The sequence below is a fragment of the Stenotrophomonas maltophilia genome, assembly GCF_001274595.1.
Classification (GTDB): Bacteria; Pseudomonadota; Gammaproteobacteria; order Xanthomonadales; family Xanthomonadaceae; genus Stenotrophomonas; species Stenotrophomonas forensis.
This window is the reverse complement of record NZ_CP011010.1, coordinates 305,036-328,069: the sequence shown is the minus strand read 5'-3', so window position 1 is coordinate 328,069 and position 23,034 is coordinate 305,036. Positions and strand designations below refer to the sequence as shown.

At 67.9% G+C, this 23,034-nt stretch carries 20 protein-coding genes; 12 read left to right on the top strand and 8 right to left on the bottom strand.

The features are described from left to right. Window positions 1-43 precede the first annotated feature (43 nt). From VN11_RS01465 to VN11_RS01445, 5 genes are all read left to right on the top strand, one after another. Window positions 44-1,153: an AI-2E family transporter gene (locus VN11_RS01465; RefSeq protein WP_040006610.1), complete on the top strand. Its 1,110-nt coding sequence runs from the start codon at window positions 44-46 to the stop codon at window positions 1,151-1,153. Between the two features lie 31 nt (window positions 1,154-1,184). Then, entirely contained in the window at window positions 1,185-1,904 is a 720-nt protein-coding gene (locus VN11_RS01460) for an HAD family hydrolase (RefSeq protein ID WP_004153832.1), read from the top strand. 3 nt (window positions 1,905-1,907) lie between these two features. Then, window positions 1,908-3,275, top strand: coding sequence for a leucyl aminopeptidase family protein (locus VN11_RS01455; RefSeq protein WP_053448545.1), 1,368 nt, complete (start codon window positions 1,908-1,910; stop codon window positions 3,273-3,275). Between the two features lie 135 nt (window positions 3,276-3,410). After that, entirely contained in the window at window positions 3,411-4,514 is a 1,104-nt protein-coding gene (locus VN11_RS01450) for a catalase family peroxidase (protein WP_053448544.1), read from the top strand. Then, window positions 4,511-5,047 carry a cytochrome b gene (locus tag VN11_RS01445; RefSeq protein WP_053448543.1) on the top strand — a complete coding sequence of 179 codons (537 nt, stop codon included), beginning with the start codon at window positions 4,511-4,513 and terminating at the stop codon, window positions 5,045-5,047. The genes VN11_RS01450 and VN11_RS01445 overlap by 4 nt, the downstream gene beginning before the upstream one ends. Before the next feature lie 554 nt (window positions 5,048-5,601). Here the strand turns inward: VN11_RS01445 and VN11_RS01440 are convergent. From VN11_RS01440 to VN11_RS01425, 4 genes are read right to left on the bottom strand one after another with little or no spacing between them, the layout of a single operon-like run. Next, window positions 5,602-6,204, bottom strand: a complete 603-nt coding sequence (locus VN11_RS01440) for a response regulator transcription factor (protein WP_008268231.1) — start codon at window positions 6,202-6,204, stop codon at window positions 5,602-5,604. After that, the gene (locus tag VN11_RS01435) at window positions 6,201-7,415 is read right to left on the bottom strand and encodes a sensor histidine kinase (RefSeq protein WP_053448542.1); all 1,215 of its coding nucleotides are present in this window, start codon (window positions 7,413-7,415) and stop codon (window positions 6,201-6,203) included. Before VN11_RS01435 ends, VN11_RS01440 begins: the two co-directional genes overlap by 4 nt. Before the next feature lie 6 nt (window positions 7,416-7,421). Further along, window positions 7,422-8,198: an ABC transporter permease gene (locus VN11_RS01430; RefSeq protein WP_053448541.1), complete on the bottom strand. Its 777-nt coding sequence runs from the start codon at window positions 8,196-8,198 to the stop codon at window positions 7,422-7,424. After that, window positions 8,195-9,091 carry an ABC transporter ATP-binding protein gene (locus VN11_RS01425; RefSeq protein WP_053448540.1) on the bottom strand — a complete coding sequence of 299 codons (897 nt, stop codon included), beginning with the start codon at window positions 9,089-9,091 and terminating at the stop codon, window positions 8,195-8,197. Before VN11_RS01425 ends, VN11_RS01430 begins: the two co-directional genes overlap by 4 nt. A 202-nt stretch (window positions 9,092-9,293) precedes the next feature. Between VN11_RS01425 and VN11_RS01420 the strand changes: the two genes are divergently transcribed. The 4 genes from VN11_RS01420 to VN11_RS01405 all read left to right on the top strand — a co-directional run bounded on the left by VN11_RS01420 (window position 9,294) and on the right by VN11_RS01405 (window position 13,841). Next, on the top strand, window positions 9,294-10,541 hold the full coding sequence (locus VN11_RS01420) for an efflux RND transporter periplasmic adaptor subunit (protein ID WP_053448539.1): 1,248 nt from the start codon (window positions 9,294-9,296) through the stop codon (window positions 10,539-10,541). Between the two features lie 102 nt (window positions 10,542-10,643). Next, a complete protein-coding gene (locus tag VN11_RS01415) occupies window positions 10,644-11,333 on the top strand; it encodes an ABC transporter ATP-binding protein (protein WP_004153799.1) in 690 nt (229 codons plus the stop codon). A gap of 14 nt (window positions 11,334-11,347) precedes the next feature. Continuing rightward, window positions 11,348-12,505 (top strand): ABC transporter permease, encoded by a 1,158-nt coding sequence (locus VN11_RS01410; RefSeq protein WP_004153798.1) that lies wholly within the window; start codon window positions 11,348-11,350, stop codon window positions 12,503-12,505. Between the two features lie 13 nt (window positions 12,506-12,518). Further along, the gene (locus VN11_RS01405; protein WP_053448538.1) at window positions 12,519-13,841 is read left to right on the top strand and encodes an ABC transporter permease; all 1,323 of its coding nucleotides are present in this window, start codon (window positions 12,519-12,521) and stop codon (window positions 13,839-13,841) included. A 75-nt stretch (window positions 13,842-13,916) separates the two neighbouring features. Here the strand turns inward: VN11_RS01405 and VN11_RS01400 are convergent, their stop codons facing one another. Continuing rightward, on the bottom strand, window positions 13,917-14,216 hold the full coding sequence (locus VN11_RS01400) for a YrhB domain-containing protein (RefSeq protein WP_053448537.1): 300 nt from the start codon (window positions 14,214-14,216) through the stop codon (window positions 13,917-13,919). A 358-nt stretch (window positions 14,217-14,574) separates the two neighbouring features. Here VN11_RS01400 and VN11_RS01395 point away from each other — a divergent pair, with 358 nt between their 5' ends. After that, on the top strand, window positions 14,575-17,400 hold the full coding sequence (locus VN11_RS01395; protein WP_040006614.1) for a TonB-dependent receptor: 2,826 nt from the start codon (window positions 14,575-14,577) through the stop codon (window positions 17,398-17,400). Between the two features lie 120 nt (window positions 17,401-17,520). Here the strand turns inward: VN11_RS01395 and rarD are convergent, their stop codons facing one another. After that, complete coding sequence (gene rarD, locus VN11_RS01390) at window positions 17,521-18,420, bottom strand: EamA family transporter RarD (protein ID WP_004153791.1); 900 nt, start codon at window positions 18,418-18,420, stop codon at window positions 17,521-17,523. Continuing rightward, entirely contained in the window at window positions 18,417-19,322 is a 906-nt protein-coding gene (gene yedA, locus VN11_RS01385) for a drug/metabolite exporter YedA (protein ID WP_040006616.1), read from the bottom strand. The genes rarD and yedA overlap by 4 nt, the downstream gene beginning before the upstream one ends. Window positions 19,323-19,545: 223 nt before the next feature. Here yedA and VN11_RS01380 point away from each other — a divergent pair, with 223 nt between their 5' ends. Both VN11_RS01380 and VN11_RS01375 read left to right on the top strand, forming a co-directional pair. Further along, entirely contained in the window at window positions 19,546-20,880 is a 1,335-nt protein-coding gene (locus tag VN11_RS01380; RefSeq protein ID WP_008265793.1) for an MFS transporter, read from the top strand. Window positions 20,881-20,947: 67 nt separating this feature from the next. Then, entirely contained in the window at window positions 20,948-21,247 is a 300-nt protein-coding gene (locus tag VN11_RS01375) for a hypothetical protein (RefSeq protein WP_053451226.1), read from the top strand. A gap of 74 nt (window positions 21,248-21,321) precedes the next feature. Here the strand turns inward: VN11_RS01375 and VN11_RS01370 are convergent, their stop codons facing one another. Next, window positions 21,322-22,974, bottom strand: a complete 1,653-nt coding sequence (locus VN11_RS01370) for a M28 family metallopeptidase (protein ID WP_053448536.1) — start codon at window positions 22,972-22,974, stop codon at window positions 21,322-21,324. Window positions 22,975-23,034: the final 60 nt, after the last annotated feature.

The window sequence follows — 23,034 nt, the reverse complement described above, 5'->3', positions numbered from 1 at the left end:
GCGGCCGGCGGATAATGCGCTTCCCTTCCCGGTTGATGCGTCGATGAGCGAGCCCCTCCTGTCCCCGTCAGCGGCCGGCCCCGAACTGCCCGAGGCGCCGCTGCCGCCACCGTCGCGCCCGCGCGGGCCGATGTCGCTGGTGGTGCTGGCCACGCTGGCGGTGGGCTACACCCTGTGGGCCGCACAGGACATCATCCTGCCGGTGCTGCTGGCGATGTTCTTCGCGCTGGTCGGCAACCCGATCCTGCGCCTGTTGCAGAAGCTGTGGATTCCACGTGCGCTGGGCGCACTGCTGGTGCTCGGCGCCGGTCTCGGCGTGACCGGTGCGCTGGCGGTGCAGCTGATCGGCCCGGCGATGGAGTGGGCACAGGAAGCCCCGCAGCAGCTGCGCAAGGTCGCGCGCCAGGTACAGGACCTGACCAAGCCGGTGCAGCAGGCCAACCAGGCCGCAGAGAACTTCGCGCGCGTCGCCGGCGGTGACAGCAACCGCAAGGTGCAGGTGATCCGCACCCAGCTCGACGACCCGTACCGCATGCTGACCCGTGCACCACGGCTGGCCGCCTCGGTGCTGGCGGTGGTGCTGCTGACCCTGTTCTTCATGATCTACGGGCAGAACCTGCAGCGCGCGGCGATCGCGCTGTTCCCGAACCGCCAGCAACAGCGCTTCACCAGCGACATCCTGCGTTCGATCGAGCGCGAGGTCTCGCGCTACGTGCTGACCATCAGCGTGATCAATACCCTGGTCGGGCTGGTGTTCGCCGGCGTCCTCATGCTGTTCGGCATCAGCCTGCAGGACGCACTGCTGTGGGGCACGGTGGCGGCGCTGCTCAATTTCGCGCCGTATGTAGGCCCCCTGATCGGCGTGGCGCTGATGCTGCTGATGGGTTTCGTGGAATTCAGCGACCCGCTGCAGGCGCTGCTGCCGGCGGCGGCCTACCTGGCCCTGCATACCGTGGAGGGCCAGGTGGTGACCCCGATCGTGCTGGGGCGGCGCATGAAGCTGTCGCCACTGGTGCTGATCCTGGCACTGATGGTGTTCGGCTGGGCCTGGGGCATGATCGGGCTGCTGCTGGCAGTGCCGCTGCTGGTGTGCATCAAGCTGGTGCTGGCACGGCTGGACGGCATGCAGGGCTGGGCGCGCCTGCTGGAATGAAAGCCCGCGCGCGCAGGCGTAGAATGGCGGGGTGAATTTCCCCGTCCAAGCCATCACCCTCGACCTTGACGACACGCTGTGGCCGTTCGCTCCGATCGGCGCCCGCATCGACCTGGTCCTGCACGAGTGGATGCGTGAACACAGCCCCGCCACCGCCGCGATGTATCCGGTGGCGGCCATGCGCGAACTGCGCGAGCGCCTGTACCACGCCCATCCGCATCTCCATCACGACCTGAGCGCACTGCGCCGGCTGACCCTGCACGAAGCCCTGCACGGCAGCGGCGCCAGCCTCGACCTGCTGGAGCCGGCGTATGAAGTGTTCTACGCCGCGCGCAACCAGGTGGAGTGCTACCCCGATGCGATCGAGGCACTGGCGCGGATTGCCGCGCGGGTGCCGGTGGCAGCACTGAGCAATGGCAACGCCGATCTGGAACGGATCGGCCTGGCCCATCATTTCGCCTTCCAGCTGGGCGCGCGCGAACACGGCGCGGCCAAGCCCGAGGCCAGCATCTTCCACGCCGCCTGCACCCGCCTGGGTGTGGCACCGGCACAGGTGCTGCATGTCGGCGACCATGCCGAGATGGATGTGGCCGGGGCAATCGCCGCAGGCCTGCGCGGATGCTGGATCAACCGTGAAGCCGCCACCTGGACCCATCCGCAGCTGCAGCCGGACCTGCAGTTCGACACCCTCACCGGCCTGGCCGACTGGTTGGATGCCAACCTCGACGCTGCCGCACCCCGGAGTATCTGACGCATGAGCGAGATCACTGGTTTCACCACCGACGCCACCGCAGCGCTGCCGCTGTACGTGCTGGACCGCGAGCAGTTCGCGGCCTGGAAGGACGGCCAGCCGGCCGCCACCCAGGCCTGGCTGGCATCGCAGGGCTTTACTGCCGGCGCCTTCAGCACCGCGCTGCTGCCCGGTGCCGACGGCCTGGCCGGTGCGGTGATCGGCGTCGGTGATCGCGCCGACGCCTACAGCTACTCGCACGCTCCGCACGCCCTGCCGGAAGGCAGCGTGTGGCAGCTGGCCAGCGAACTGCCGGCCGCCGAACAGGCGCTGATGCAGCTCGGCTGGGGCCTGGGCAGCTACCGCTTCGACCGTTACCGCAAGCGCCACCGTGCGCCGGCGCAGCTGGTGGCCGCCCCCACCGGCGAAGCGGCCGACCTGATCACCGCCAGCCTGCGCGTGCGTGACTGGGTCAACACCCCGACCGAGGACATGGGTCCGCAGCAGCTGGAAGACGCCGCACGTGCGCTGGCCGACGCGCATGGCGCCGAGGTCGAGGCGATCACCGGCGATGCGCTGCTGAAGCAGAACTTCCCGGCCATCCACGCCGTGGGCCGCGCCTCGCACCGCGCTCCGCGCCTGGTCGTGCTGCGCTGGGGCAAGGACACCGACCCGGCACTGGTGCTGGTCGGCAAGGGCGTGTGCTTCGACACCGGCGGCCTGGACATCAAGCCGGCCGACGGCATGCGCAACATGAAGAAGGACATGGGCGGCGCCGCGCACGCGCTGGCCCTGGCCGGCCTGGTGATGGCGCGCGGGCTGCCGGTGCGGCTGACCCTGCTGGTGCCGGCGGTGGAAAACGCGATCGGCCCGGATGCCTTCCGCCCGGGCGAAGTCATCGCCACGCGCAAGGGCCTGAGCGTGGAGATCGACAACACCGACGCCGAAGGCCGAGTGATCCTGTGCGACGCGCTGACCTTCGCCAGCGAGCAGAAACCCGACCTGGTGCTGGACTTCGCCACCCTCACCGGTGCCGCACGCATCGCGTTGGGCCCGGACCTGCCGGCACTGTTCAGCAACGATGACAGCGTGGCCCAGCAGTGGCTGCAGGCCGGCGACGCGACCCGCGACCCGGTCTGGCGCATGCCGCTGTGGCGCCCCTACCTGCGTTACCTGACCAGTGGCATCGCGGACCTGGCCAATGCCGGTTCGCGCATGGCCGGCTCGGTCACGGCCGCGCTGTACCTGGAACGTTTCCTGGAAGACGGCCAGCGCTGGGCGCATCTGGACGTCTATGCCTGGAACGACGGCGAGCGACCGGGCCGTCCGGCCGGTGGCGAAGCGCTGGCGCTGCGTTCGGCGTGGGCGATGCTGAAGGCGCGCTACAGCTGATCGGGTGGGTGCCGACCTTGGTCGGCACGCCTTCCCCGGCAAACTTGACGAAAATTTGAATACCGGGCCTGGAAGGGTTCTGCGAGGATGTGCGGGTCGACCACCCACACGCTCCGTGAAGGCAGGAACCCGACCATGTCGCTCTTCCGCTATACCCGCGCCGGCCAGGCGCCAGGCGCACCGCGCAGGCATTCGCCGCTGCTCTGGATCGCCCTGATCGCGCTCATCCTGGGTGCCGTCGCACTGACCTTCGCCTGGCTGGCCGGCTGGATCGGCAACCGCCTGACCGCGCAGCGCTTCACCGACACCATCGAAGCCACCGGCCCGGCGCATCCCGGCTTCCGCCGTGCGCACAGCAAGGGCATCTGCGTGAGCGGCTGGTTCGAACCGAGCGCGCAGGCGCCGACGCTGTCCAGCGCACGGGTGTTCTCGCAACCGCGCGTGCCGGTGATGGGGCGGCTGTCGATCGGCGGCGGCGATCCCTACGGCGCCGACAACACCGCACGCGTCCGCAGCATCGCCGTGCAGATGGTCAGCGATGACGGCCAGGAATGGCGCATGGCGATGAACAGCTTCCCGTTCTTCGCCGTTCCCGATGCCGAGGCGTTCTTCGAGCAGACCCGCGCCTCCATTCCCGACCCGGCCACCGGCAAGCCCGACCCGCAGAAGATGGCGGCCGTGCTGGCGAAGTACCCTAGTGCACAGGCCTTCCAGCAATGGGCCAAGACCGCGCCGTGGACCAGCAGCTGGGCCGACACCACCTTCAACAGTGTCAACAGCTTCTGGTTCACCAACGCGCAGGGCCAGAAGCGCGCGGTGCGCTGGCGCTGGCAGCCGCAGGCGCCGGTGGTGGAAATGGACGCCGAAACGCGCAAGCAGGCCAGCGTCGATTTCCTCAGCCAGGAACTGCAGCAGCGCCTGGCCAGTGGTCCGGTGCGCTGGAACCTGGTCGTCAGCATCGCCGAGCCCGGCGACGCCATCGATGATCCGTCGGTAGCGTGGCCCGAGTCGCGTGAACAGGTGGTGGCCGGCGTGCTCAGCCTGGACCGCATGCAGTCGCAGGAAGAAGGCGCCTGCGGACAGATCAACTTCGATCCACTGATCCTGCCCAGCGGCGTGCGCGGCAGCGGCGATCCGATCCTGGCCGCACGCTCGGCCGTGTACTCGCAGTCGTTCAACCGCCGCGAACGCGAGCGCGCCAGCGGCAACGTGGAGCAACCGAAGGAGGCCGCACGATGAGCACCAGCAATGGCCACTTCAACCTGCTGGCGCGGGTACTGCACTGGTCCATGGCGCTGATGATCATCGCCATGCTGTTCATCGGCGTGACCATGGTCGCCTCGCTGCATCTGCGCCCCGTGCTGATCGACCTGCACCGTCCACTGGGCATCGCGATCCTGCTGCTGGTGCTGCTGCGCCTGTATAACCGGCTGCGCCATCGCCCGCCGCCGCTGCCGGCCGATCTGCCGGTGTGGCAGGTGATGGCGGCCAAGGCGTCGCATTGGATGCTGTACGCGCTGATGCTGGCGATGCCGCTGATCGGCTGGGCGATGCTGTCGGCCGGCGGTTACCCGATCGTGCTGTGGGGTGGCCTGCACCTGCCGCCGATCGTGCCGCACACCCCGGCCCTGTATGCCGCGCTGCGCAACGCGCACAGCCTGCTGGCCTATGTATTGTTCGCCACCGTGCTGATGCACGTGGGGGCGGCGCTGTTCCACCTGTGGGTGCGGCGTGACGGGGTGTTCCAGGCGATGGCGCGCGGGAAGGATTGATCGGGTTCGCCGGGAGTTCCCGGCGGATCGTTTCCGCGCCTGCGGGGAGGTGTCACTTTCTTTGCGCGCAAAGAAAGTAACCAAAGAAACGCTCCGCCGGCCGCGAGCCGGCGTGCTTCGCACGCCGGTGCCCTGCGCTCCTCGGCCCGTCGAGGGACGGTGCGGGAACTCGCTGCGCTCAGACACCCGCACCTCTTCGCCCTCGCCGGACCTGCGGTGCTCGGCTCGCTTGAAGGCGGACTGGAAGGTCAAGATCAACGGCAACGGCATCCACGCATGGCGTGGATCTACTGGGTGCAGCTGTGGTCTTTGACGTTGGGTCCGCCTTCAAGCGAGCCGAGAATCGCAGGGGAATCAGGGGCGAAGAGGCGCCGGTGTCTGAGCGCAGCGAGTTCGGCGCCGTCCCCTGATTCCCCGAGAAGCGCAGGGCACCGGTGCGTAGCACCGGCTCGCGGCCGGCGGCGTGTTTCTTTGGTTACTTTCTTTGCACGAGCAAAGAAAGTGACACCCCCCCGCGGTCGCGGAAACGACATCACGCAAACAGCAAGCCGCCACTACAACCACCCCTTCTGCCGCGCCAGCCGATACGCCTCGATGCGATTGGCCACGCCCAGCTTGCCGATGCACTCGGACAGGTAATTGCGCACCGTGCCGTGCGACAACCCCAGCTGCTCGGCGATCTCGCTGGCCGTGCGGCCCTCGCCCGCCAGCCGCAGCACCCGGCGCTCGCGGTCGGTCAGCGGGTCGGCCTGCGACCATGCATCCAGCGCCAGCTGCGGGTCGATCGCGCGGATGCCCTGGTTCACCTTGCGCAGCGCGTCGGCCAGGTTTTCGGCCGGTGCGTCCTTCAACAGGTAGCCCAGCACGCCGGCTTCCAACGCGCGACGCAGGAACCCGGCACGGGCGAAGGTGGTCACGATCACCACCTTGATCGGCAGCTCATGGCGGGCGATGCGCTGCGCCAGTTCCAGCCCGGACAGGCCAGGCATCTCGATGTCGGTCACCAGGATGTCCGGCTTCAGCTGCTGCAGCATCCGCCATGCGGCTTCGCCGTCGGCGGCGCTGCCCAGTACCTCGATATCAGGCTCCAGGCCCAGCAGCGCCGACAACGCACCCCGTACCATCGCCTGGTCTTCGGCCAGCAGGATGCGGATCATGCCGCACCGCCCGGTGCCAATGACGCCGGCGGCAACGGCGTACTGGCGGCCACCAACGGCACGCGCACGGTCAGCACCGTGCCTTCTCCGCGCGGAGACTGCAGCGTCAACTGGCCACCCAGCGCCGCCGCCCGTTCGCGCATGCCACACAGTCCATTGCCCTCGGCCTGCACGCCACCGCGCCCGTCATCGCGTATCTGCATCGCCAACTGTCGTTCCTCAAGCATGAAATCCACCTGCACCCGGGTCGCCTGCGCATGGCGCACGATATTGGTGGCTGCTTCGCGCAGCACCAGCGCCAGTCCACGTTCCACGTCCACCGGCATCGGTGGCGGCGTCGTGTACTGCAGGTGCACCTGCTGGCATTCCAGCAGCAGGCGTGCCGAGGCCAGCTCACCGGCCAGGTCACTGGCGCGGATGCCGGTCACCGCACTGCGGACCTGTGCCAGCGCCTCGCGGGCGATCGCCTCGGCCTCGCCGATCTCCTGCCGCGCGCGCGCGTCGCCACGGTCGTGCAGCTTGCGCGCCAGCTCCAGCTTCAACGTGATCAGCGACAGGGTGTGGCCGAGCAGGTCATGCAGGTCACGGCCGATGCGTTCGCGCTCGGCGGTGGTCGCCAGCCGCCGGACTTCGTCCTGCGACAGCTGCAGGGCAACGTCGCGCTGCTGGCTCAGGGCCTCCACGTTCACCACCAGCCCGACAATGAACGACACCGCTGGCATCCACACCATGGCCTGCCACGGATAGCCGAAGTACAGCGCGGTGCCACAGAACAGCAGGTTCAGCCCGGTCAGCTGCAGCAGGTACGCCCACCAGCTGCTGCGCCCGCTCATGCGGATCATCACGCAGCCGAACACGAAGTAGCTCAAGCCCGAGGGGTACCAGGGCAGCAGTACCAGCGCCAGCACGATCATGCCCAGCGCATAGCGCCACCCATGGTGCCGTGGCGCCAGCATCACCCTGGCGTAGAGCAGCAGGAACAGCGGATAGCTGACCAGGGTCAGCAGCAGCCAGCGCAGCGTGAAGCCATTGCCCAGCACCGGGGTGAGGAAGATCCATACCGACCACAGCAGGTGGATCGCGCCGCTCCAGGGCGACTTGCCACGTCGCAGCAGTTCGGCCACGGCCGAATCCGGCGCAGGGCGCAGCAGGGACGCAAGCCAGCTCGACGACACGGGAGGATCCAGGCGGGGACGAACGTTGCCGATCATGCCAGTTCAGCCGATCCGGCGCAGGCGGCGGCGTGCCAGCAGCAACGCCACCACGGTCACCGCCAGCAGCACCAGCAGATGGCCGCCGATGCTGCCCGCCGACGGCAGCCCGACCACCGGCAGCGCCAGCTGCGCCAGATGCCAGGTCGGCCACAGCGGTGCCATCGTCGAGAACAGCGCAGGCAGTGCCGACAGCGGCAGCCACAGCCCCGACAGCAGGGCCAGCGGCAGGTAGACCAGGTTGACCATCGCCGGCGCCGCACTGGCGCTGACATGGCTGCCGATCAGCAGGCCGATCGCCCCCAGCGGCAGTGCGGCCAGGCCGGCCACCGCCAGCAGCTGCAGCATCTGCGCGGGTTGCAGGTGCACGCCGCCCAGCACGCGCGCCACGCCGATCAGCAACGCGGCCACCAGCAGCGCGAACATCACCGCCATCGCCAGCCGTGCCAGCAGCGGTGCCGCTGCCGGCATCGGCAGCGCGCGCTTGAGGGTCAGCAGGCCGCCTTCGCGGTCCAGCGCGAGCTGCACGCCGAAGCCGAACAGGGCCGGCGCCATCGCGCCGAACACGCAGTAGGTGGCCAGCAGGTACAGCGGCGCATGGCCCCGCCCCAGCAGCACGCCGAACAGCAGGTAGAACAGCACCGGGAACAGCAGCGACGGCACCGCGAACGCGGGCGTGCGCCAGGCGCGGCGCAGCTCGGCCTGCAGTTCAGCGGCGTAGGGGCGCAGGGCGCGGCGCCATCCCGGGCGCGCGGCTGCAGGCGTACGGATCACGGTGTTCATGCGGCCTCCCGGGTCATGTCGAGGAAAGCGTCGGCCAGCGCCGCGCCCTGTACTTCCAGCTCGCACAGCTGTGCGTCGGCGGCCAGCAGGCGCGCCACCACCGGCTCGGCCGGGCTGGCCAGCAGCTGCAGGTGCTCGCCCTCGCGCTGCACCTGCTGCACGCCGGGCCACTGCCGCAGCACATCGACGGCCAGCGCACTGCGGCACCGGATGCGCCGCGGCCGGTCGGCCAGGCGCAGTTCGGCCAGCGGCGCGTCGGCCAGCACGCGACCCTGCTCCAGCACCACCACCTGCTGCGCCAGCGCTTCGGCCTCCTCCAGGTAATGGGTGGTCAGCAGCACGCCGCAGCCCTCGGCCACGTGCTGCCGGATCGCCTGCCACATCCCCTGCCGCGCCTGGATGTCCAGGCCGGTGGTCGGCTCGTCCAGGAACAGCACGCGCGGGCGGCCGCAGATCGCGATGGCGAACTGCACGGCGCGTTGCTGGCCACCGGACAGCTGGCCGTAACGGCGCCGCGCCAGCGCCTGCAGGCCGGCGCGCTGCAGCACCTCCTGCAAGGGCATGGGCTCGGGATAGCAGGCGCTGGCCTGCGCCACCAACTCGTCCACCTGCAGCATCGGCGGCAGGCTGGTGCTCTGCAGCATCACCCCCAGGCCCAGGCGGCTGGCGCGCTGCTGCGGGTCGCCGCCGAGCAGCTCGACCTCGCCGGCATCGGCCCGCCGCAGGCCCAACAACACGCTGATCGCGGTACTCTTGCCAGCACCGTTGCGGCCCAGCAATGCCAGCACCTGGCCAGCGCGGACCTGCAGGTCGATGCCATGCAGGGCGGTATGGTCGCGATAGCGCACCTGCACCTGCTGCAGGCGGGCCAGCGACGGGGCGATCGGATCCATGGGCGGTACCGGTAGCGGGGACGTTGCCATCCTGTGCCGCCGTGGTCACGTTTCGCAGTTGCCGCCGTCAGTGTCATCGGATGACAGCTGTCACTGCCATCATCGCCGTACCTGCCTTCATGCTGTGCCGCACGCTCCCTCGCCGGAACCGCCGCCGTCCGCGCTTCCGGCCACACCCGCCCGAACGCCTGTGATGGAACGAATGAACGCTTCTGCCGAGCTGTTGAAGGAACTCCGTATCGACCGCAAATCGCCGCCAACTGCCTCCGGCGGCAGGGGCGGTGGCCGCCGCTGGCTGTGGATCGCGATCATCGTGGTGGTGCTGCTGATCGCCGCCGCCATCGCCTTCCTGTTCGGCCGCACGCCGGCCGTGGAAGTGGAAACCGCGCCTGCCGTGGCTATCCAGCAGGGCAGCGCCAGCAGTTCGGTGCTCGACGCCAGCGGCTACGTGGTGGCCCGGCGCATGGCCACGGTCTCGGCCAAGATCACCGGCAAGGTGCGCGAGGTGATGATCGAGGAAGGCATGCGCGTGGAGCAGGGCCAGATCATGGCCACGCTGGACCCGATCGATGCCGACGCGCAGCGCAGCCTGTATGCCTCGCAGCTGCAGGCCGCGCGCAGCCAGGTCGCCGGGCTGGAAGCGCAGCAGAAGCAGGCCTCGGCCGAAGCCAGCCGCCTGCAGGCACTGGTCGGCCAGCAGCTGGTCTCGCGCTCGCAGTACGACCAGGCCGTGGCCCAGCGTGACAGCCTGCGCGCCCAGCTCGACACCGCCCAGCGCAACGTCAAGGTCGCCCACGACCAGCTGGCCATCGCCGACCTCGGCGTGGACAACAACGTTGTGCGTGCGCCGTTCTCCGGCGTGGTCACCGCCAAGGCGGCGCAACCGGGCGAAATCGTCTCGCCGCTGTCGGCCGGCGGTGGCTTCACCCGTACCGGCATCGGCACCATCGTCGACATGGATTCGCTGGAGATCGAGGTCGAGGTCGGCGAGGCCTTCATCGGCCGCGTGCAGCCGAAGATGCCGGTGGAAGCCACGCTCAACGCCTACCCGGAATGGAAGATTCCGGGCGAGGTGATCGCCATCATTCCAACCGCTGACCGTGGCAAGGCCACGGTGAAGGTGCGCGTCGCGCTGAAGGTGAAGGACCCGCGCATCGTGCCGGAGATGGGCGTGCGGGTCAGCTTCCTGGAGCAGGCGCAACCGCAGGCCGCCAGCACGCCGCAGGGCGTGCGCGTGCCGGCCGGCGCGGTGGTGCAGCGTGAAAGCAGCACGGTCGCCTTCGTGCTGGGCGATGACAGCCGCCTGCAGCAGCGCACGGTCGAGGCCGGCCAGGCGATGGGCAAGGACCGCCAGATCCTCAAGGGCGTGAGCGCGGGCGAGTCGGTGGTGGTCAATCCACCGGAGACCCTGCGCGATGGCGCCAAGGTGCAACAGAAACAAGCGCAGTAACGGCCTGGCGCCCCCGCGCGCCGCCGGCAGCACCGCTCGACGCACGCCCGCGGCCACCGCGGGCGCAGTGCCCCGTTTCCCGCCTTCCGTGGAGAACCACCCATGTCGACCCTGGTTTCACTGCGCAACATCACCAAGACCTACCAGCGTGGCCCCGAAAAAGTGCAGGTGCTGCACGGCATCGACCTGGACATCGCGCGCGGCGACTTCGTCGCGCTGATGGGCCCCTCCGGTTCGGGCAAGACCACCCTGCTCAACCTGATCGGCGGCCTGGACAACCCCAGCGGCGGCGAGATCAGCATCGAAGGCGAGCGCATCGACCAGATGAGCGGCGGCCAGCTGTCGACCTGGCGCAGCCACCACGTCGGCTTCGTGTTCCAGTTCTACAACCTGATGCCGATGCTGACCGCGCAGAAGAACGTCGAGCTGCCGCTGCTGCTGACCCACCTCAGCGCCGCGCAGCGCAAGCGCAATGCGGAGATCGCGCTGACCCTGGTCGGCCTGGCCGACCGCCGCAGCCACCGCCCGAATGAGCTGTCCGGCGGCCAGCAGCAGCGCGTGGCGATCGCCCGTGCGATCGTCTCCGACCCCACCTTCCTGATCTGCGACGAACCCACCGGCGATCTCGACCGCCAGTCCGCCGAAGAGATCCTGGGCCTGCTGCAGCAGCTCAACCGCGAGCACGGCAAGACCATCATCATGGTCACCCATGACCCGAAGGCGGCCGAGTACGCCACGCACACCGTGCACCTGGACAAGGGCGAGCTGGCCGACGCCCCGCTGGCCCACTGACGGAGGCCACCGCGATGAAATACTTTTCATTGGTGTGGGCGCAGCTGTTCCGCAGCCGCACACGTACCTTGCTGACCCTGCTCTCGGTGGTGGCTGCGTTCCTGCTGTTCGGCATGCTCGACTCGGTGCGCGTGGCCTTCAATTCCGGCGGCAGCGTGGAAGGGGCCAACCGGCTGGTGGTGGCCTCGCGGCTGTCGATCACCCAGTCGCTGCCGATCCGCCTTGAAACCCAGATCCGCCAGGTGGCCGGCGTGCGTGATGTGGCCTACGGCATGTGGTTCGGCGGCATCTACCAGGACCCGAAGAACTTCTTCCCGAACTTCTCGGTGTCGCCCAACTACTTCGACGTGTACCGCGAACTGCAGATCGACCCGGCGCAGCTGGAAGACTGGAAGCAGACCCGCACCGGCGCCATCGTCGGCGAAACCCTGGCCAAGCAGTTCGGCTGGAAGATCGGTGACACCATCCCGCTGCAGGCCACGATCTTCCCGCGCGGCGGCAGCAACGACTGGCCGCTGGAACTGAAGGGCATCTACCGCTCCAAGGACCGTGCGCTGGCCGCCAACGAAGAACGCCAGTTGATGATGAACTGGAAGTACTTCGATGAATCCAACGACTACATCAAGAACCAGGTGAGCTGGTACACGGTGACGCTGGACAATCCCGACCACTCCTCGCGCGTGGCGCAGGCCATCGATGCGATCTCGGCCAACTCCGACCACGAGACCAAGACCCAGACCGAGTCGGCGTTCCAGCAGGCCTTCGTCAAGCAGTTCGCCGACATTGGCATGATCGTCACCTCGATCATGGGCGCGGTGTTCTTCACCCTGCTGCTGCTGACCGGCAACACCATGGCGCAGGCGGTGCGCGAGCGCGTGCCCGAACTGGCCACGCTGAAGACGCTGGGCTTCAGGGACAGCACCGTGCTGACCCTGGTGATGGTGGAGTCGGTGCTGCTGATCGGCCTTGGCGGCCTGATCGGCATGGGCCTGGCCGCACTGGTGCTGCCCGCGATCAGCCCGAAGAGCATGGGCATGCTGCCACCGCACGTGCCGACGCCAACCTGGCTGATGGGGCTGGGCCTGATCGTGGTGATCGGCATCATCGTCGGCTTGTTGCCGGCGCTGCGTGCCAAGCGCCTGAAGATCGTCGACGCACTGGCCGGCCGCTGAGGAGGACACCGACATGTTCAAGAGCAAACTCAAGAAGTGGCTGGGCAACGCGCTGACCGTGCTGCTGCTGGTGATCGGCCTGGTGCTGTGGATCAGCCTGCCGTGGATCGGCGTACTGGCCGTGGCGGTACTGGTGGCGCTGTGGCTGCTGCTGACCCGCGGCGGACGGCTGGCGCTGGCCGCCACCCGCATCGGTGTGGCCAGCCTGCCGCAGCGCTGGGGCGCCTCCTCGGTGATCGTGGTCGGCATCGCCGGCGTGGTCGGCGTGCTGGTGGCGATGCTGGCGATGGGCGAAGGCTTCCAGGCCACGCTCAACAACACCGGCGATGACACCACTGCCATCGTGCTGCGCGGCGGTTCGCAGGCCGAGACCAACTCGGTGATCACCCGCGAGCAGGTACCCACGCTGTCCACGCTGCCCGGCATCAGCCGTGATGCGCAGGGCCGGCCAATGCTGTCGCCGGAGCTGTCGCAGGTGGTCAACCTGGTGTCGAAGGCCGATGGCACCGACGTCAACGCGCAGTTCCGAGGCGTCGGCCCGCAGGCGTGGGCCGTGCATGACAAGGTCAAGATCATCGAAGGGCGCCGGTTCGCCGCCGGCCTGCGCGAGATCGTGGTCGGCCAGGGCGCACGCGGCCAGTTCCGCGATATGGATGTCGGCAGAACGCTGACGTTGGGCAACCAGACCTGGACCGTGGTCGGCGTGTTCGCCACCGGCGATGCGCATGATTCGGAACTGTGGACCGATGCCGATACGCTGGCCACCACCTATCAGCGCAGTGCCTGGCAGTCGATCAGCGTGCGCACCGATGGCAAGGCCGGCTTCGAGCAGTTCAAGGCCGCCGTTGCCGCCGACCCGCGGCTGAAGCTGGACGTGGAAACCACCCGCGTCTACTACAGCAAGCAGGGCGGCGGTCTGACCAAGCTGATCGACATCCTCGGCAAGGTGATCGGCACGATCATGGCGGTGGGTGCGGTGTTCGGCGCACTCAACACCATGTATGCCGCCGTGGCCACGCGTGCGCGCGAGATCGCCACCATGCGCGCGATCGGTTTCCGCGGCCTGCCGGTGGTGACCGCGGTGATGCTGGAGACGATGCTGCTGGCCCTGCTCGGCGGGCTGCTCGGTTGCGCGGTGGCGTGGCTGCTGTTCAACGGCTACAGCGTGTCCACCATCGGCAGCAATTTCAGCGCAGTGGTATTCAAGTTCCATGTGTCGCCGGAACTGCTGTGGACGGGCCTGAAATGGGCATTGGGCATCGGCCTGGTCGGCGGCCTGTTCCCGGCGCTGCGTGCGGCGCGATTGCCGATCACCACGGCACTGCGCGAAACCTGAGCATCACGCAGCGATGGAATGCGCATCGCGCAGAGGGACGGAGCGAAGGCTCCGTCCTTTTTTCGTTTGCCGAACTCAGAAATCTGCCGCTGCGGCATCAGACGGCAGGGCGAGCGAGGCCAGATGCTGGCGAAGGGCGTCCTCCGGCGGATACGCCGTGCCCAGCGCGTGCTGCTCGCCCGTATGCCGGTCGACGAAGATCGGTCCATTGCCGGCCAACGCATCCGAGATTTCGCCGGATTGCAGGTAGCGCAGCGACTGGAAGCAGAACAGCCAGCCTTCGACCACTTCATGCTCATGCGTGATGGCAACCGGCTCATCATCTCTTGCAAGCGCAGCCTGCACGCGACGGCGAGCTTCTTCGAGCTGGATCATTCCTTCATCTCCCACTTTCGACGCCAACGCGAAGAGCATTTCATGCAGGCAGATGCATCGCAACGGATGCGCGCCTGCGTACAAGCGCGCGCTGCGGCGTGTTGTCGCAACCCCTCAAGCGTGCCGGGTTCGTGCCGCTATCGATGCCTCTGCCCATTGCAAACGCAGCGCACGTGACGTTGCGCACAGTGCATCTGTGGATTGTTGGTTGCGATTCATTTTCGCACGCATGCAGCAGCGCAGAGGCAAACAGTTACGGATGGAAACACTCTAGAATCCGGCCCCCCACGTTGGTTTGCAGCACCCCACGCGCCCACAGAACGGGCGCTTGTTTTTCCTGAAACACGAGATGTCACGGATGTCCCTGAAAACCACTCCGCTGCGCAACGCGATCGTGATCGCGCTGGCTGCCAGCTGCACCACCCCCGCCTTTGCGCAGAGCGCCGGCGATACCACCACCAACCTCGACCGCATCGAAATCACCGGCTCGCGCATCCGCCAGGCCAGTGTCGAAACCGCACAGCCGGTGATCGCGCTCAGCCGCGCCGAGATCGACAAGAAGGGCTACGTCAACGTCGCCGACATCCTGCAGGACATTCCTGCAGCAGGCGCGCCCAGCATGAGCCGCGCCTCGTCGCTGACCTCCTCGCGCGACTTCGGCGGCATGTACGTCAGCCTGCGCAACCTGGGCCCGGAACGCAGCCTGGTGCTGATCGACGGCCGCCGCATGGGCGTCAGCGCCGGCGGTTATTCCGACCTGGCCTCGATCCCGTCGGCGATTGTCGAGCGCGTGGAAGTGCTGACCGACGGTGCCTCCGCACTGTACGGCTCCGATGCCATTGCCGGCGTGGTCAACATCATCACCCGCAGGAACTTCGATGGCGGCCAGGCCAGTGCCTACGTCGGCCAGTACGGCGAAGGCGACGGCCAGAAGCGCTCCTACAGCGCCACCTTCGGCAAGACCTTCGACCGCGGCTGGTTCAGCGTCGGCGCCGAGCGCACCAAGGAAGACGAGGTGCTGGGCAAGGATCGCGAATTCAGCCGTTACCCGAACGGGCCGCGCCACCCCAATGATGGCCTGAACGGCAACACCCCGTGGGGCTACGTCACCGTGGGTGGCAAGAACCTGACCGTGGGCCCGGGCGGCGACCCCAGCAAGGCGGGCAACTTCCACGCGCCGGACCCGGCCGACGGTGCCAACACCAAGTCGAACATGAGCCTGCAGACCGGCCTGGAGCGCACCTCGGTGTTCGCCAACGGTGGCTTCTCCATCACCGACGACCTGCGCATCGTCGCCGACGCGCTGTACAGCAAGCGCGAGTCGATCAAGCACCTGGCCGGTTACCCGTACTCGGTGAGTGCCGCGCAGGCACGCAGCGGCAGCCGCGCCGCGCTGTCCAAGGACAGCGCATTCAACCTGTGGGGCCAGGACGTTCTGTTCGCGCACCGCACCGAGGAACTGCCGCGCGGTACCGAGAACAACCTGGAAACCAAGCGCGCCAGCATCGGCCTGGAAGGCAGCTTCGAAACCGGTTCGCGGTACTGGGACTGGAACGTCAGCTACATGTACAACCGCAATGAAGGCGAGCGCATCGGTACCGGCAGCATGTACCAGCCGCACGTCAACCTGGCCGTCGGCCCGTCCTTCATGGATGGCGACGTGGCCCGCTGCGGTACGCCGGGCGCGGTGATCGCCGGCTGCGTGCCGTGGAACCCGGCAGCGCCGATGGGCTACACCGGCCCGGGCTCGCTGAGCAACCAGGACGTGCAGGACTACCTGTTCACCCGCTTCGTCGACAAGATGCAGAGCACCACCAAGGTCGCCAGCGGCAACATCTCCGGCTCGCTGTTCACCCTGCCGGCCGGCGACATCCTGGCCGCGCTGGGCGTCGAGCACCGCAGCGAAGAAGCCAGCTACACCCCGGATGCGAAGGTGCAGAAGGGCGAGATCGCCGGTACCAGTGGCCAGCCGACCCGTGGCAACTACTCGCTCAACGAGGTCTACCTGGAGCTGCAGGTGCCGTTGCTGGCCGACCTGCCGTTCGCGCGTGAACTGTCGCTGGACGTGGCCGGTCGCTACTCGGATTACAACAACTTCGGTTCGACCACCAACAGCAAGTTCGGGCTGAAGTGGAAGCCGATCGACAGCCTGCTGGTGCGCGCCACCTACGGCACCGGCTTCCGTGCGCCGACCGTGGACGACCTGTATGGCGGCACCGTCAGCAGCCGTGACGCGTTCACCGATCCGTGCGATACCTCCTTCGGTACCGCCGCCACCAGCGCCGCCGTCGCCGCCCGCTGCCAGGCGCTGAAGGTGCCGGCCAACTTCCGCCAGCTCAACAGCGATGGCAGCGTGGCCACCAAGCCCGGCCAGCAGGCCACCACCGATTTCAGCTCCGGTTCCAACCCGGAACTGAAGCCGGAAACCGCCAAGACCTGGACCGTGGGCCTGGTGTACAGCCCGGACTTCGTGCCAGGCCTGGACGTCAGCCTGGACTGGTGGAAGATCCGCATCAACAACGCCATCGTCGGCGAGTCGGCCACCAACCTGCTGGAACAGTGCTACGTGCAGGGTTCGGACGCTGCCTGCGGCCGCTTCACCCGCGGCAGCAACGGCCAGGTCAACAGCCTGGACCGCTCGCTGGTCAACGCCGGTTTCCGCGAGACCGCCGGCTATGACATCAACCTGCGCTACCGCCTGCCGGACACCACGTTCGGCAAGTTCGCCGTCAACTGGAACACCACCTACACCGACTACCTGGAGCAGCGCAACGACAACGCCGTCACCACTCCGGTGGAACAGCGTACCGGTTGGGGCGGCGACTTCCGCGTGCGCTCCACCTTCAACCTGGATTGGCAGTACGGCGACTTCGGCATCGGCTGGACCGCGCGCTACTACTCCAGCATGAAGGAGAAGTGCTCGTACATGGACGAGTGCAACCTGCCGGACTTCAACTCGCCGTACACCAGCACCTCGCCGACCAACAAGGTGGGCTCCAACACCTTCCACGACCTGCAGGTGCGTTACAGCCTGCCGTGGGATGGCACCGTGTCGCTGGGCGTGAACAACGTGTTCAACCACCAGGGTCCGACCATGTACAGCCAGCCGAACAGCAGCTTCACCTACTACGGTGGCTTCGACATCGGCCGCTTCATGTACATGAAGTACCAGCAGCGCTTCTAAGCCTGCAACCGCGTTCCCGCCACCGCCATCTCTCTCTCCTGGCGGTGGATGGAAGCAGAACGGCGCCCTTCGGGGCGCCGTTCTTTTTCCTGCATCGTGTTCGCCGGGCCTGGCCAGGCTCTATCGTTTCGCAGCCCGCATCGTGCGGATGTTGTCGCCGACAAACAGCACCAGGCCGGCCCAGATCGCCGCAAAACCGATCGCCTTGCCGGTATCGAATCCTTCGTGGAAGAAGAACACGCCCAGCAGCAGCTGCAGGCTCGGCGCGATGTACTGCAGGATGCCGACCAGTGACAGCGGGATGCGCTTCACGCCGTAGGCAAAGCCGATCAGCGGTACCGCAGTGACCGCGCCGCCGAAGATCAGCAGCAGGTCGTTGCGCCAGCCCCAGCCATGGAAGAAGGCACCGCCGTGGCCGTTCTCGGCCCAGATCGCGAACGCCAGCGCCGGCAGGAACAGGTACAGGCTCTCCACGCCCAGGCCAGCCACCGGATCGACCGAGACCAGCTTGCGCAACAGCCCGTACAGGCCGAACGAACAGGCCAGGCCCAGCGCGATCCACGGCGGCGTGCCGGCATCGATGGTCAGCCAGGCCACGCCCACCGCCGCCATCGCCACCGCCACCCACTGCAGGCGGCGCAGGCGTTCCTTCAGCACCAGCACGCCCAGCAGCACGTTCACCAGCGGATTGATGAAGTAGCCCAGGCTGGTCTCGATCACATGCCCGGCATTGACCGCCCAGATGTACAGGCCCCAGTTGAAGGCAATGGTCAGGCTGGACACCAGCAGGATCGGCAGCGCGCGCGGCTGCGCCGCAATCTTCTTCCACCAGCCCAGGCGCGAGCTGATCAGCAGCCAGCCCAGCACCATCACCGTGCTCCAGATGATGCGGTGGGCAATGATCTGGAACGAAGGCACTTCGTTGAGCAGGTGCCAGTACACCGGCACCAGGCCCCAGATCACGAAGGTGGACGCGGTGACCAGCAGGCCCCGGCGTTGTTCTTTCTCGTCCATGCTCATTGCTTTCGCGTCCTTGCCATCGTCAACACCACCACACCCAGAAGAATCACCGCCATGGCGAGCAGGTCACGCCAGCCGAACCGTTCACCGTTGAGCAGCGCGCCCAGCAGCACCGCGATCACCGGATTGACGTAGGCATAGCTGCCGGCGAGCGCCGGGCGCACGTTCTGCAGCAGCCATACGTAGGCGGTGAACGCGACGATGGAACCGAACACGCACAGGTAGGCCATCGCCAGCAGGCCGCTGGTGTCGGGCAAGGTGGTCGGGCGCTCGCCCACCGCCAGGCCGATCAGCACCAGCAGAACGCCGCCGCAGATCATCTGCCCGGCCGCGGTCATGAACGGGCCCGGCAGGTCCAGGCCGCGCGCCCACACCGAACCGAATGCCCAGCCGACCGGTGCGATCAGCAGCAGTACCAGCCCGGTTGGCGATGCGGTCAGGCTGCTGCCGGCATTGAGCCAGACCACGCCCAGGAAGCCGATGGCGATACCCAGCCACTCGCCGCGGCTGGCGTGCTGGCCGCGCAGCGCCGAGAACAGCGCCATCCACAGCGGCACCGAGGCCACCGCCGTGGCGGCCAGGCCCGAGGACACCTCGCGCTCGGCCAGCACCACCATGCCATTGCCCAGCACCAGCATGGTCACGCCCATGATGACCAGATTGCGCCACTGCCGCAGGGTCGGGTTGGGCAGCTTCCAGAACAGGCGCAGCGCCAGGTACATCACCCCGCCGGCAATGATGAAGCGGCTGCCGGAGACCATCGTCAGCGGCAGCGCGCCGCCGTGCAGGGCCTTGGCGATGCCCAGGTAGGTCGAGCCCCAGACCACATAGACCAGCAGCAGTGCCAGCGCGACAAGGCCACCCCGGGGGGCAGCCGCAGACGGAGAGGGGGGAGCCGACATGACGCACCAAGGAGCCGGGGGAAGGCGGATTCTAGGACGTTTTGAGTATGGTCCGGGACCCCGGACGGTGGCACGCTGTCATCCATCCATGCACCCTGCTCTGGTCTGCTACCCCGTGTTGACGGTCGATGCAGTACCAAGAGGGCTGCCCGGCCGCGCCGCCCCAAGGCCGGGCGCCGTTTTCCCTGCGCACGGACGCGCCGCATCGAGGATTCCCACCCAGATGAGCACCACGTCCCAACCTGCTGTTCCCGCGAACGACCGCGCCGCCCTGCGGCGGTCGATCTCCAACACCCTCAAAGGCTCTGCCGGCAACCTGGTGGAGTGGTACGACGTCTACGTGTACTCGGTGTTCGCCGTGTACTTCGAATCGCAGTTCTTCTCGCCGGACGACAAGAACTCCACCATGTACGTCTGGGCGATCTTCGCCGCCACGTTCCTGATGCGCCCGATCGGCGCCTGGTTCTTCGGCCGCTTCGCCGACCGCCACGGGCGCCGCCTGGCGTTGACCGTGTCGGTCACCCTGATGGCCGTCTGTTCCTTCCTCATCGCCATCACGCCCACCGCGGCCAGCATCGGCATCTGGGCGGCGGTCATCCTGCTGTTCGCGCGCCTGCTGCAGGGCTTCGCTACCGGCGGTGAGTACGGTGCCAGTGCCACCTACATGTCCGAGGCCGCCATTCCCGGCCGTCGCGGTTTCCTGTCCTCGTTCCACTACGTCACCCTGGTCGGCGGCCATGTGCTGGCCCAGCTGACCCTGCTGCTGATGCTGACCTTCTGGGGCAAGCCGGAAATCTCCGAGTGGGGCTGGCGCATCGCCTTCGGCATCGGCGGTATCGCCGCGGTGGTGGTGTTCTGGCTGCGCCGGGGCATGGACGAGTCGCTGTCGGAGTCGTCCATCGAGGCCGCGCGCGAAGGCAAGGCACAGAAGTCCGGCTCGATGTACGAACTGTTCGTGCACCAGTGGCGGCCGCTGCTGCTGTGCTTCCTGATCACCGCCGGTGGCACCGTGGCCTTCTACACCTACTCGGTGAACGGCCCGAAGATGATCCAGAGCGCCTTCGCCGGCAACGATCCGATGACCGGCACCCTGATCAACCTGGGCGTGCTGACGTTCCTGATGGTGCTGCAGCCGGTCGGTGGCTGGCTGTCGGACATCATCGGCCGCAAGACCCTGCTGGTGTTCTTCGGCGTGGGCGGCGTGCTGTACAGCTGGTACCTGATCACCCAGCTGCCGCACCAGCATGACGCCACCCTGGCCTTCCTGACCCTGGCCATGGCCTTCGTCATCCTCACCGGCTACACCTCGATCAACGCGGTGGTGAAGGCCGAACTGTTCCCCACCCACGTGCGTGCACTGGGCGTGGGCCTGGGCTATGCACTGGCCAACTCGCTGTTCGGCGGCACCGCCCCGCTGCTGTACCAGGGTGCGCTGAAGACCGGCCACGTCGACTGGTTCGCCATCTATGTCACCGCGACGATCGCGGTATCGTTGGTGGTCTATGTGTTCTTCCTCACCAACAAGGGCCCGAACTGGCTCGACGGCACCCGCAAGTAAGGGTGCTGTAGTGATCGCGGCCACCGGTGCAATGCCGGTGGCCGCTGCGTCTGCCGCCTCGCCACTGATGTGGATCGCGGCGGCGCTGGCGGCAGCCACGGCACTGGCCTGGCTGCTGCGCCGGCCCGGCGCGCAGGCATCGTGGCCGCGTATCGGCTTCGGGATCGCCCTGCTGGTGTTCTGTGCCGCGCTGGCGCTGCAGCTGGCGGTGGACCTGGGCAGCGGCCACAGCTCGCTGCAGCTGCGCCTGCATCGCGGCATCAACGCCGGGTCGCAGGTTGGCCTGCGCACGATGGTGGCGTGTTATCTGGCCGCGCTCGCCGTCAGTGGCTGGGGCGCATGGAAGCTGCTGCGCCAGCGACGGTAGTGCCGGCCGCTGGCCGGCAACCACGCCGTCTTTCCGAAGGTTCATGAGGTTGCCGGCCAGCGGCCGGCACTACCTCAGCGGCGGGCGGCTTCGCTCTTGTCGCGCGCGCCGCGGAACTCCGATTCCTTTTCCCAGGTCGGCCAACGGCGGCTGTTGGCCAGCTCCGCGCCCAGGTCGTAGACCAGCAGGGTATCGGCGGCGTGGCCGCTCGGGTCCCAGCTCGGGGTCCAGGCATCGCAGGCCTGGTGGTAGCAGTCGGCGAAGTACTTCTCGCGCAGCGCGCGGCCGGCTTCCACGCCACCGTCCAGCTTGTCCAGGCCCGGGCCGATGGTGATCGCCGGCACGCCCAGGCGGGCGAAGGCGAAGTGGTCGGCGCGGTAGAAGAAGCCCGCCTCCAGGTTCGGGTCCGGGCTGTAACTGCGGCCGCGGGCCTTGGCCACGCGCTCCAGGTCGCCTTCCAGCGACACCCGGCCCTTGCCCCACGAGGCGATGTCGCGGGTCGGGCCGTCCGGGCTGAACATCTCGATGTTCAGCACTGCGGCGGTCTTGTCCAGCGGCGCCAGCGGATGCGCGGCGTAGTAGCTGGCACCCAGCAGGCCCTTCTCTTCGGCGGTCAGCGCCACGAAGTACAGCGTGCGCTGCGGCTGCGGGCCTGCGGCAAACACGCGGCCCAGTTCCAGTACCGTGGCCACACCCGTGGCGTTGTCGATCGCACCGCGGCGGATGCGGTCGCCCTTGGCATCGGGCTGGCCGATGCCGAAGGCATCCCAGTGCGCCGAGAAGATCACCGCCTCGTCGCCGTGCTCGCCGCCGGGCAGCTTGGCCACCACGTTGCGGGTCACCACCTGCTCACGCTTCAGCGCGAAATCCACGCTCAGCGTTGCGTTGTCCAGCGTCACCGGGCGGAAGTCGGCGCGCATCGCCTTGCGCTTCTCGGCATCGAAGTCGAGACCGGCGTCGGCGAAGATCGCCTCGGCCAGCCCGCGCTGCATCCAGCCACGCAGCGGCGTGTGCTGGGCCATCGCCTCGGCCTGGCCGCGCTCGATGTCGAACAGCGGCGAGGTGCCCGAGCTCTTCACCGTGGCCCAGCCGTAGGCGGCCGGCGCGGTCTCGTGCACGATCAGCACGCCTTCGGCGCCACGGCGTGCGGCTTCCTCGAACTTGTAGGTCCAGCGGCCGTAGTAGGTCACCGCCTTGCCATCGAACGCGCCCGGCGCATCGGCCTCGAAATCGGCATCGTTGATCAGCACCACGGCGATCTTGCCGTGCAGGTCCACGTCCTTGTAGTCGTTCCAGTGGCGTTCCGGCGCGTCGATGCCATAGCCGACGAACACCAGCGGCGCATCCTTGATCTGCACGCGCTTGCGCGGCTGCAGGCTCTGCAGGGTCACGTCCTCGCCGTTCACCAGTGCACGCGTGCCACCCTTCAGCGACAGGCTGGCCTTGGCAGCACCGTCCAGCTGCGCACGCACCAGCGGCACCGGCTGCACCCAGCTGCCGTCCACGCCGCCCGGCTGCAGGCCGTAGCTGCGGAACTGCTCGATCAGGTACTGCACCGTGCGCTCTTCGCCTTCGGTGGCCGGCGCGCGGCCCTCGAATTCATCCGATGCCAGCACCCGCACGTGGCGCGACAGTGCCTGCGGATCGATGCCGCCGCCGGGCAGGTCATTGGCCGCCTGGGCCAGGCCACCCACGAACAGGCAGGACGACAGCAGCAACACGCGCATCGGATTCACGGCAATACCACGGCAGGCTTGGAAGTCACCAGAGTGTAACGTGGTCATGAC

Excerpts from the sequence above, each read along its gene's own strand:
- VN11_RS01415 (WP_004153799.1), top strand. The coding sequence starts at position 10,644 with ATGTCGACCCTGGTTTCACTGCGCAACATCACCAAGACCTACCAGCGT.
- VN11_RS01430 (WP_053448541.1), bottom strand. The coding sequence starts at position 8,198 with ATGAACACCGTGATCCGTACGCCTGCAGCCGCGCGCCCGGGATGGCGC.
- VN11_RS01410 (WP_004153798.1), top strand. The coding sequence starts at position 11,348 with ATGAAATACTTTTCATTGGTGTGGGCGCAGCTGTTCCGCAGCCGCACA.
- rarD (WP_004153791.1), bottom strand. The coding sequence starts at position 18,420 with ATGAGCATGGACGAGAAAGAACAACGCCGGGGCCTGCTGGTCACCGCG.
- VN11_RS01370 (WP_053448536.1), bottom strand. The coding sequence starts at position 22,974 with ATGCGCGTGTTGCTGCTGTCGTCCTGCCTGTTCGTGGGTGGCCTGGCC.
- VN11_RS01405 (WP_053448538.1), top strand. The coding sequence starts at position 12,519 with ATGTTCAAGAGCAAACTCAAGAAGTGGCTGGGCAACGCGCTGACCGTG.
- VN11_RS01395 (WP_040006614.1), top strand. The coding sequence starts at position 14,575 with ATGTCCCTGAAAACCACTCCGCTGCGCAACGCGATCGTGATCGCGCTG.
- VN11_RS01400 (WP_053448537.1), bottom strand. The coding sequence starts at position 14,216 with ATGATCCAGCTCGAAGAAGCTCGCCGTCGCGTGCAGGCTGCGCTTGCA.
- yedA (WP_040006616.1), bottom strand. The coding sequence starts at position 19,322 with ATGTCGGCTCCCCCCTCTCCGTCTGCGGCTGCCCCCCGGGGTGGCCTT.
- VN11_RS01450 (WP_053448544.1), top strand. The coding sequence starts at position 3,411 with ATGTCGCTCTTCCGCTATACCCGCGCCGGCCAGGCGCCAGGCGCACCG.
- VN11_RS01440 (WP_008268231.1), bottom strand. The coding sequence starts at position 6,204 with ATGATCCGCATCCTGCTGGCCGAAGACCAGGCGATGGTACGGGGTGCG.
- VN11_RS01455 (WP_053448545.1), top strand. The coding sequence starts at position 1,908 with ATGAGCGAGATCACTGGTTTCACCACCGACGCCACCGCAGCGCTGCCG.
- VN11_RS01420 (WP_053448539.1), top strand. The coding sequence starts at position 9,294 with ATGAACGCTTCTGCCGAGCTGTTGAAGGAACTCCGTATCGACCGCAAA.
- VN11_RS01425 (WP_053448540.1), bottom strand. The coding sequence starts at position 9,091 with ATGGATCCGATCGCCCCGTCGCTGGCCCGCCTGCAGCAGGTGCAGGTG.
- VN11_RS01380 (WP_008265793.1), top strand. The coding sequence starts at position 19,546 with ATGAGCACCACGTCCCAACCTGCTGTTCCCGCGAACGACCGCGCCGCC.
- VN11_RS01465 (WP_040006610.1), top strand. The coding sequence starts at position 44 with ATGAGCGAGCCCCTCCTGTCCCCGTCAGCGGCCGGCCCCGAACTGCCC.
- VN11_RS01375 (WP_053451226.1), top strand. The coding sequence starts at position 20,948 with ATGTGGATCGCGGCGGCGCTGGCGGCAGCCACGGCACTGGCCTGGCTG.
- VN11_RS01445 (WP_053448543.1), top strand. The coding sequence starts at position 4,511 with ATGAGCACCAGCAATGGCCACTTCAACCTGCTGGCGCGGGTACTGCAC.
- VN11_RS01435 (WP_053448542.1), bottom strand. The coding sequence starts at position 7,415 with ATGATCGGCAACGTTCGTCCCCGCCTGGATCCTCCCGTGTCGTCGAGC.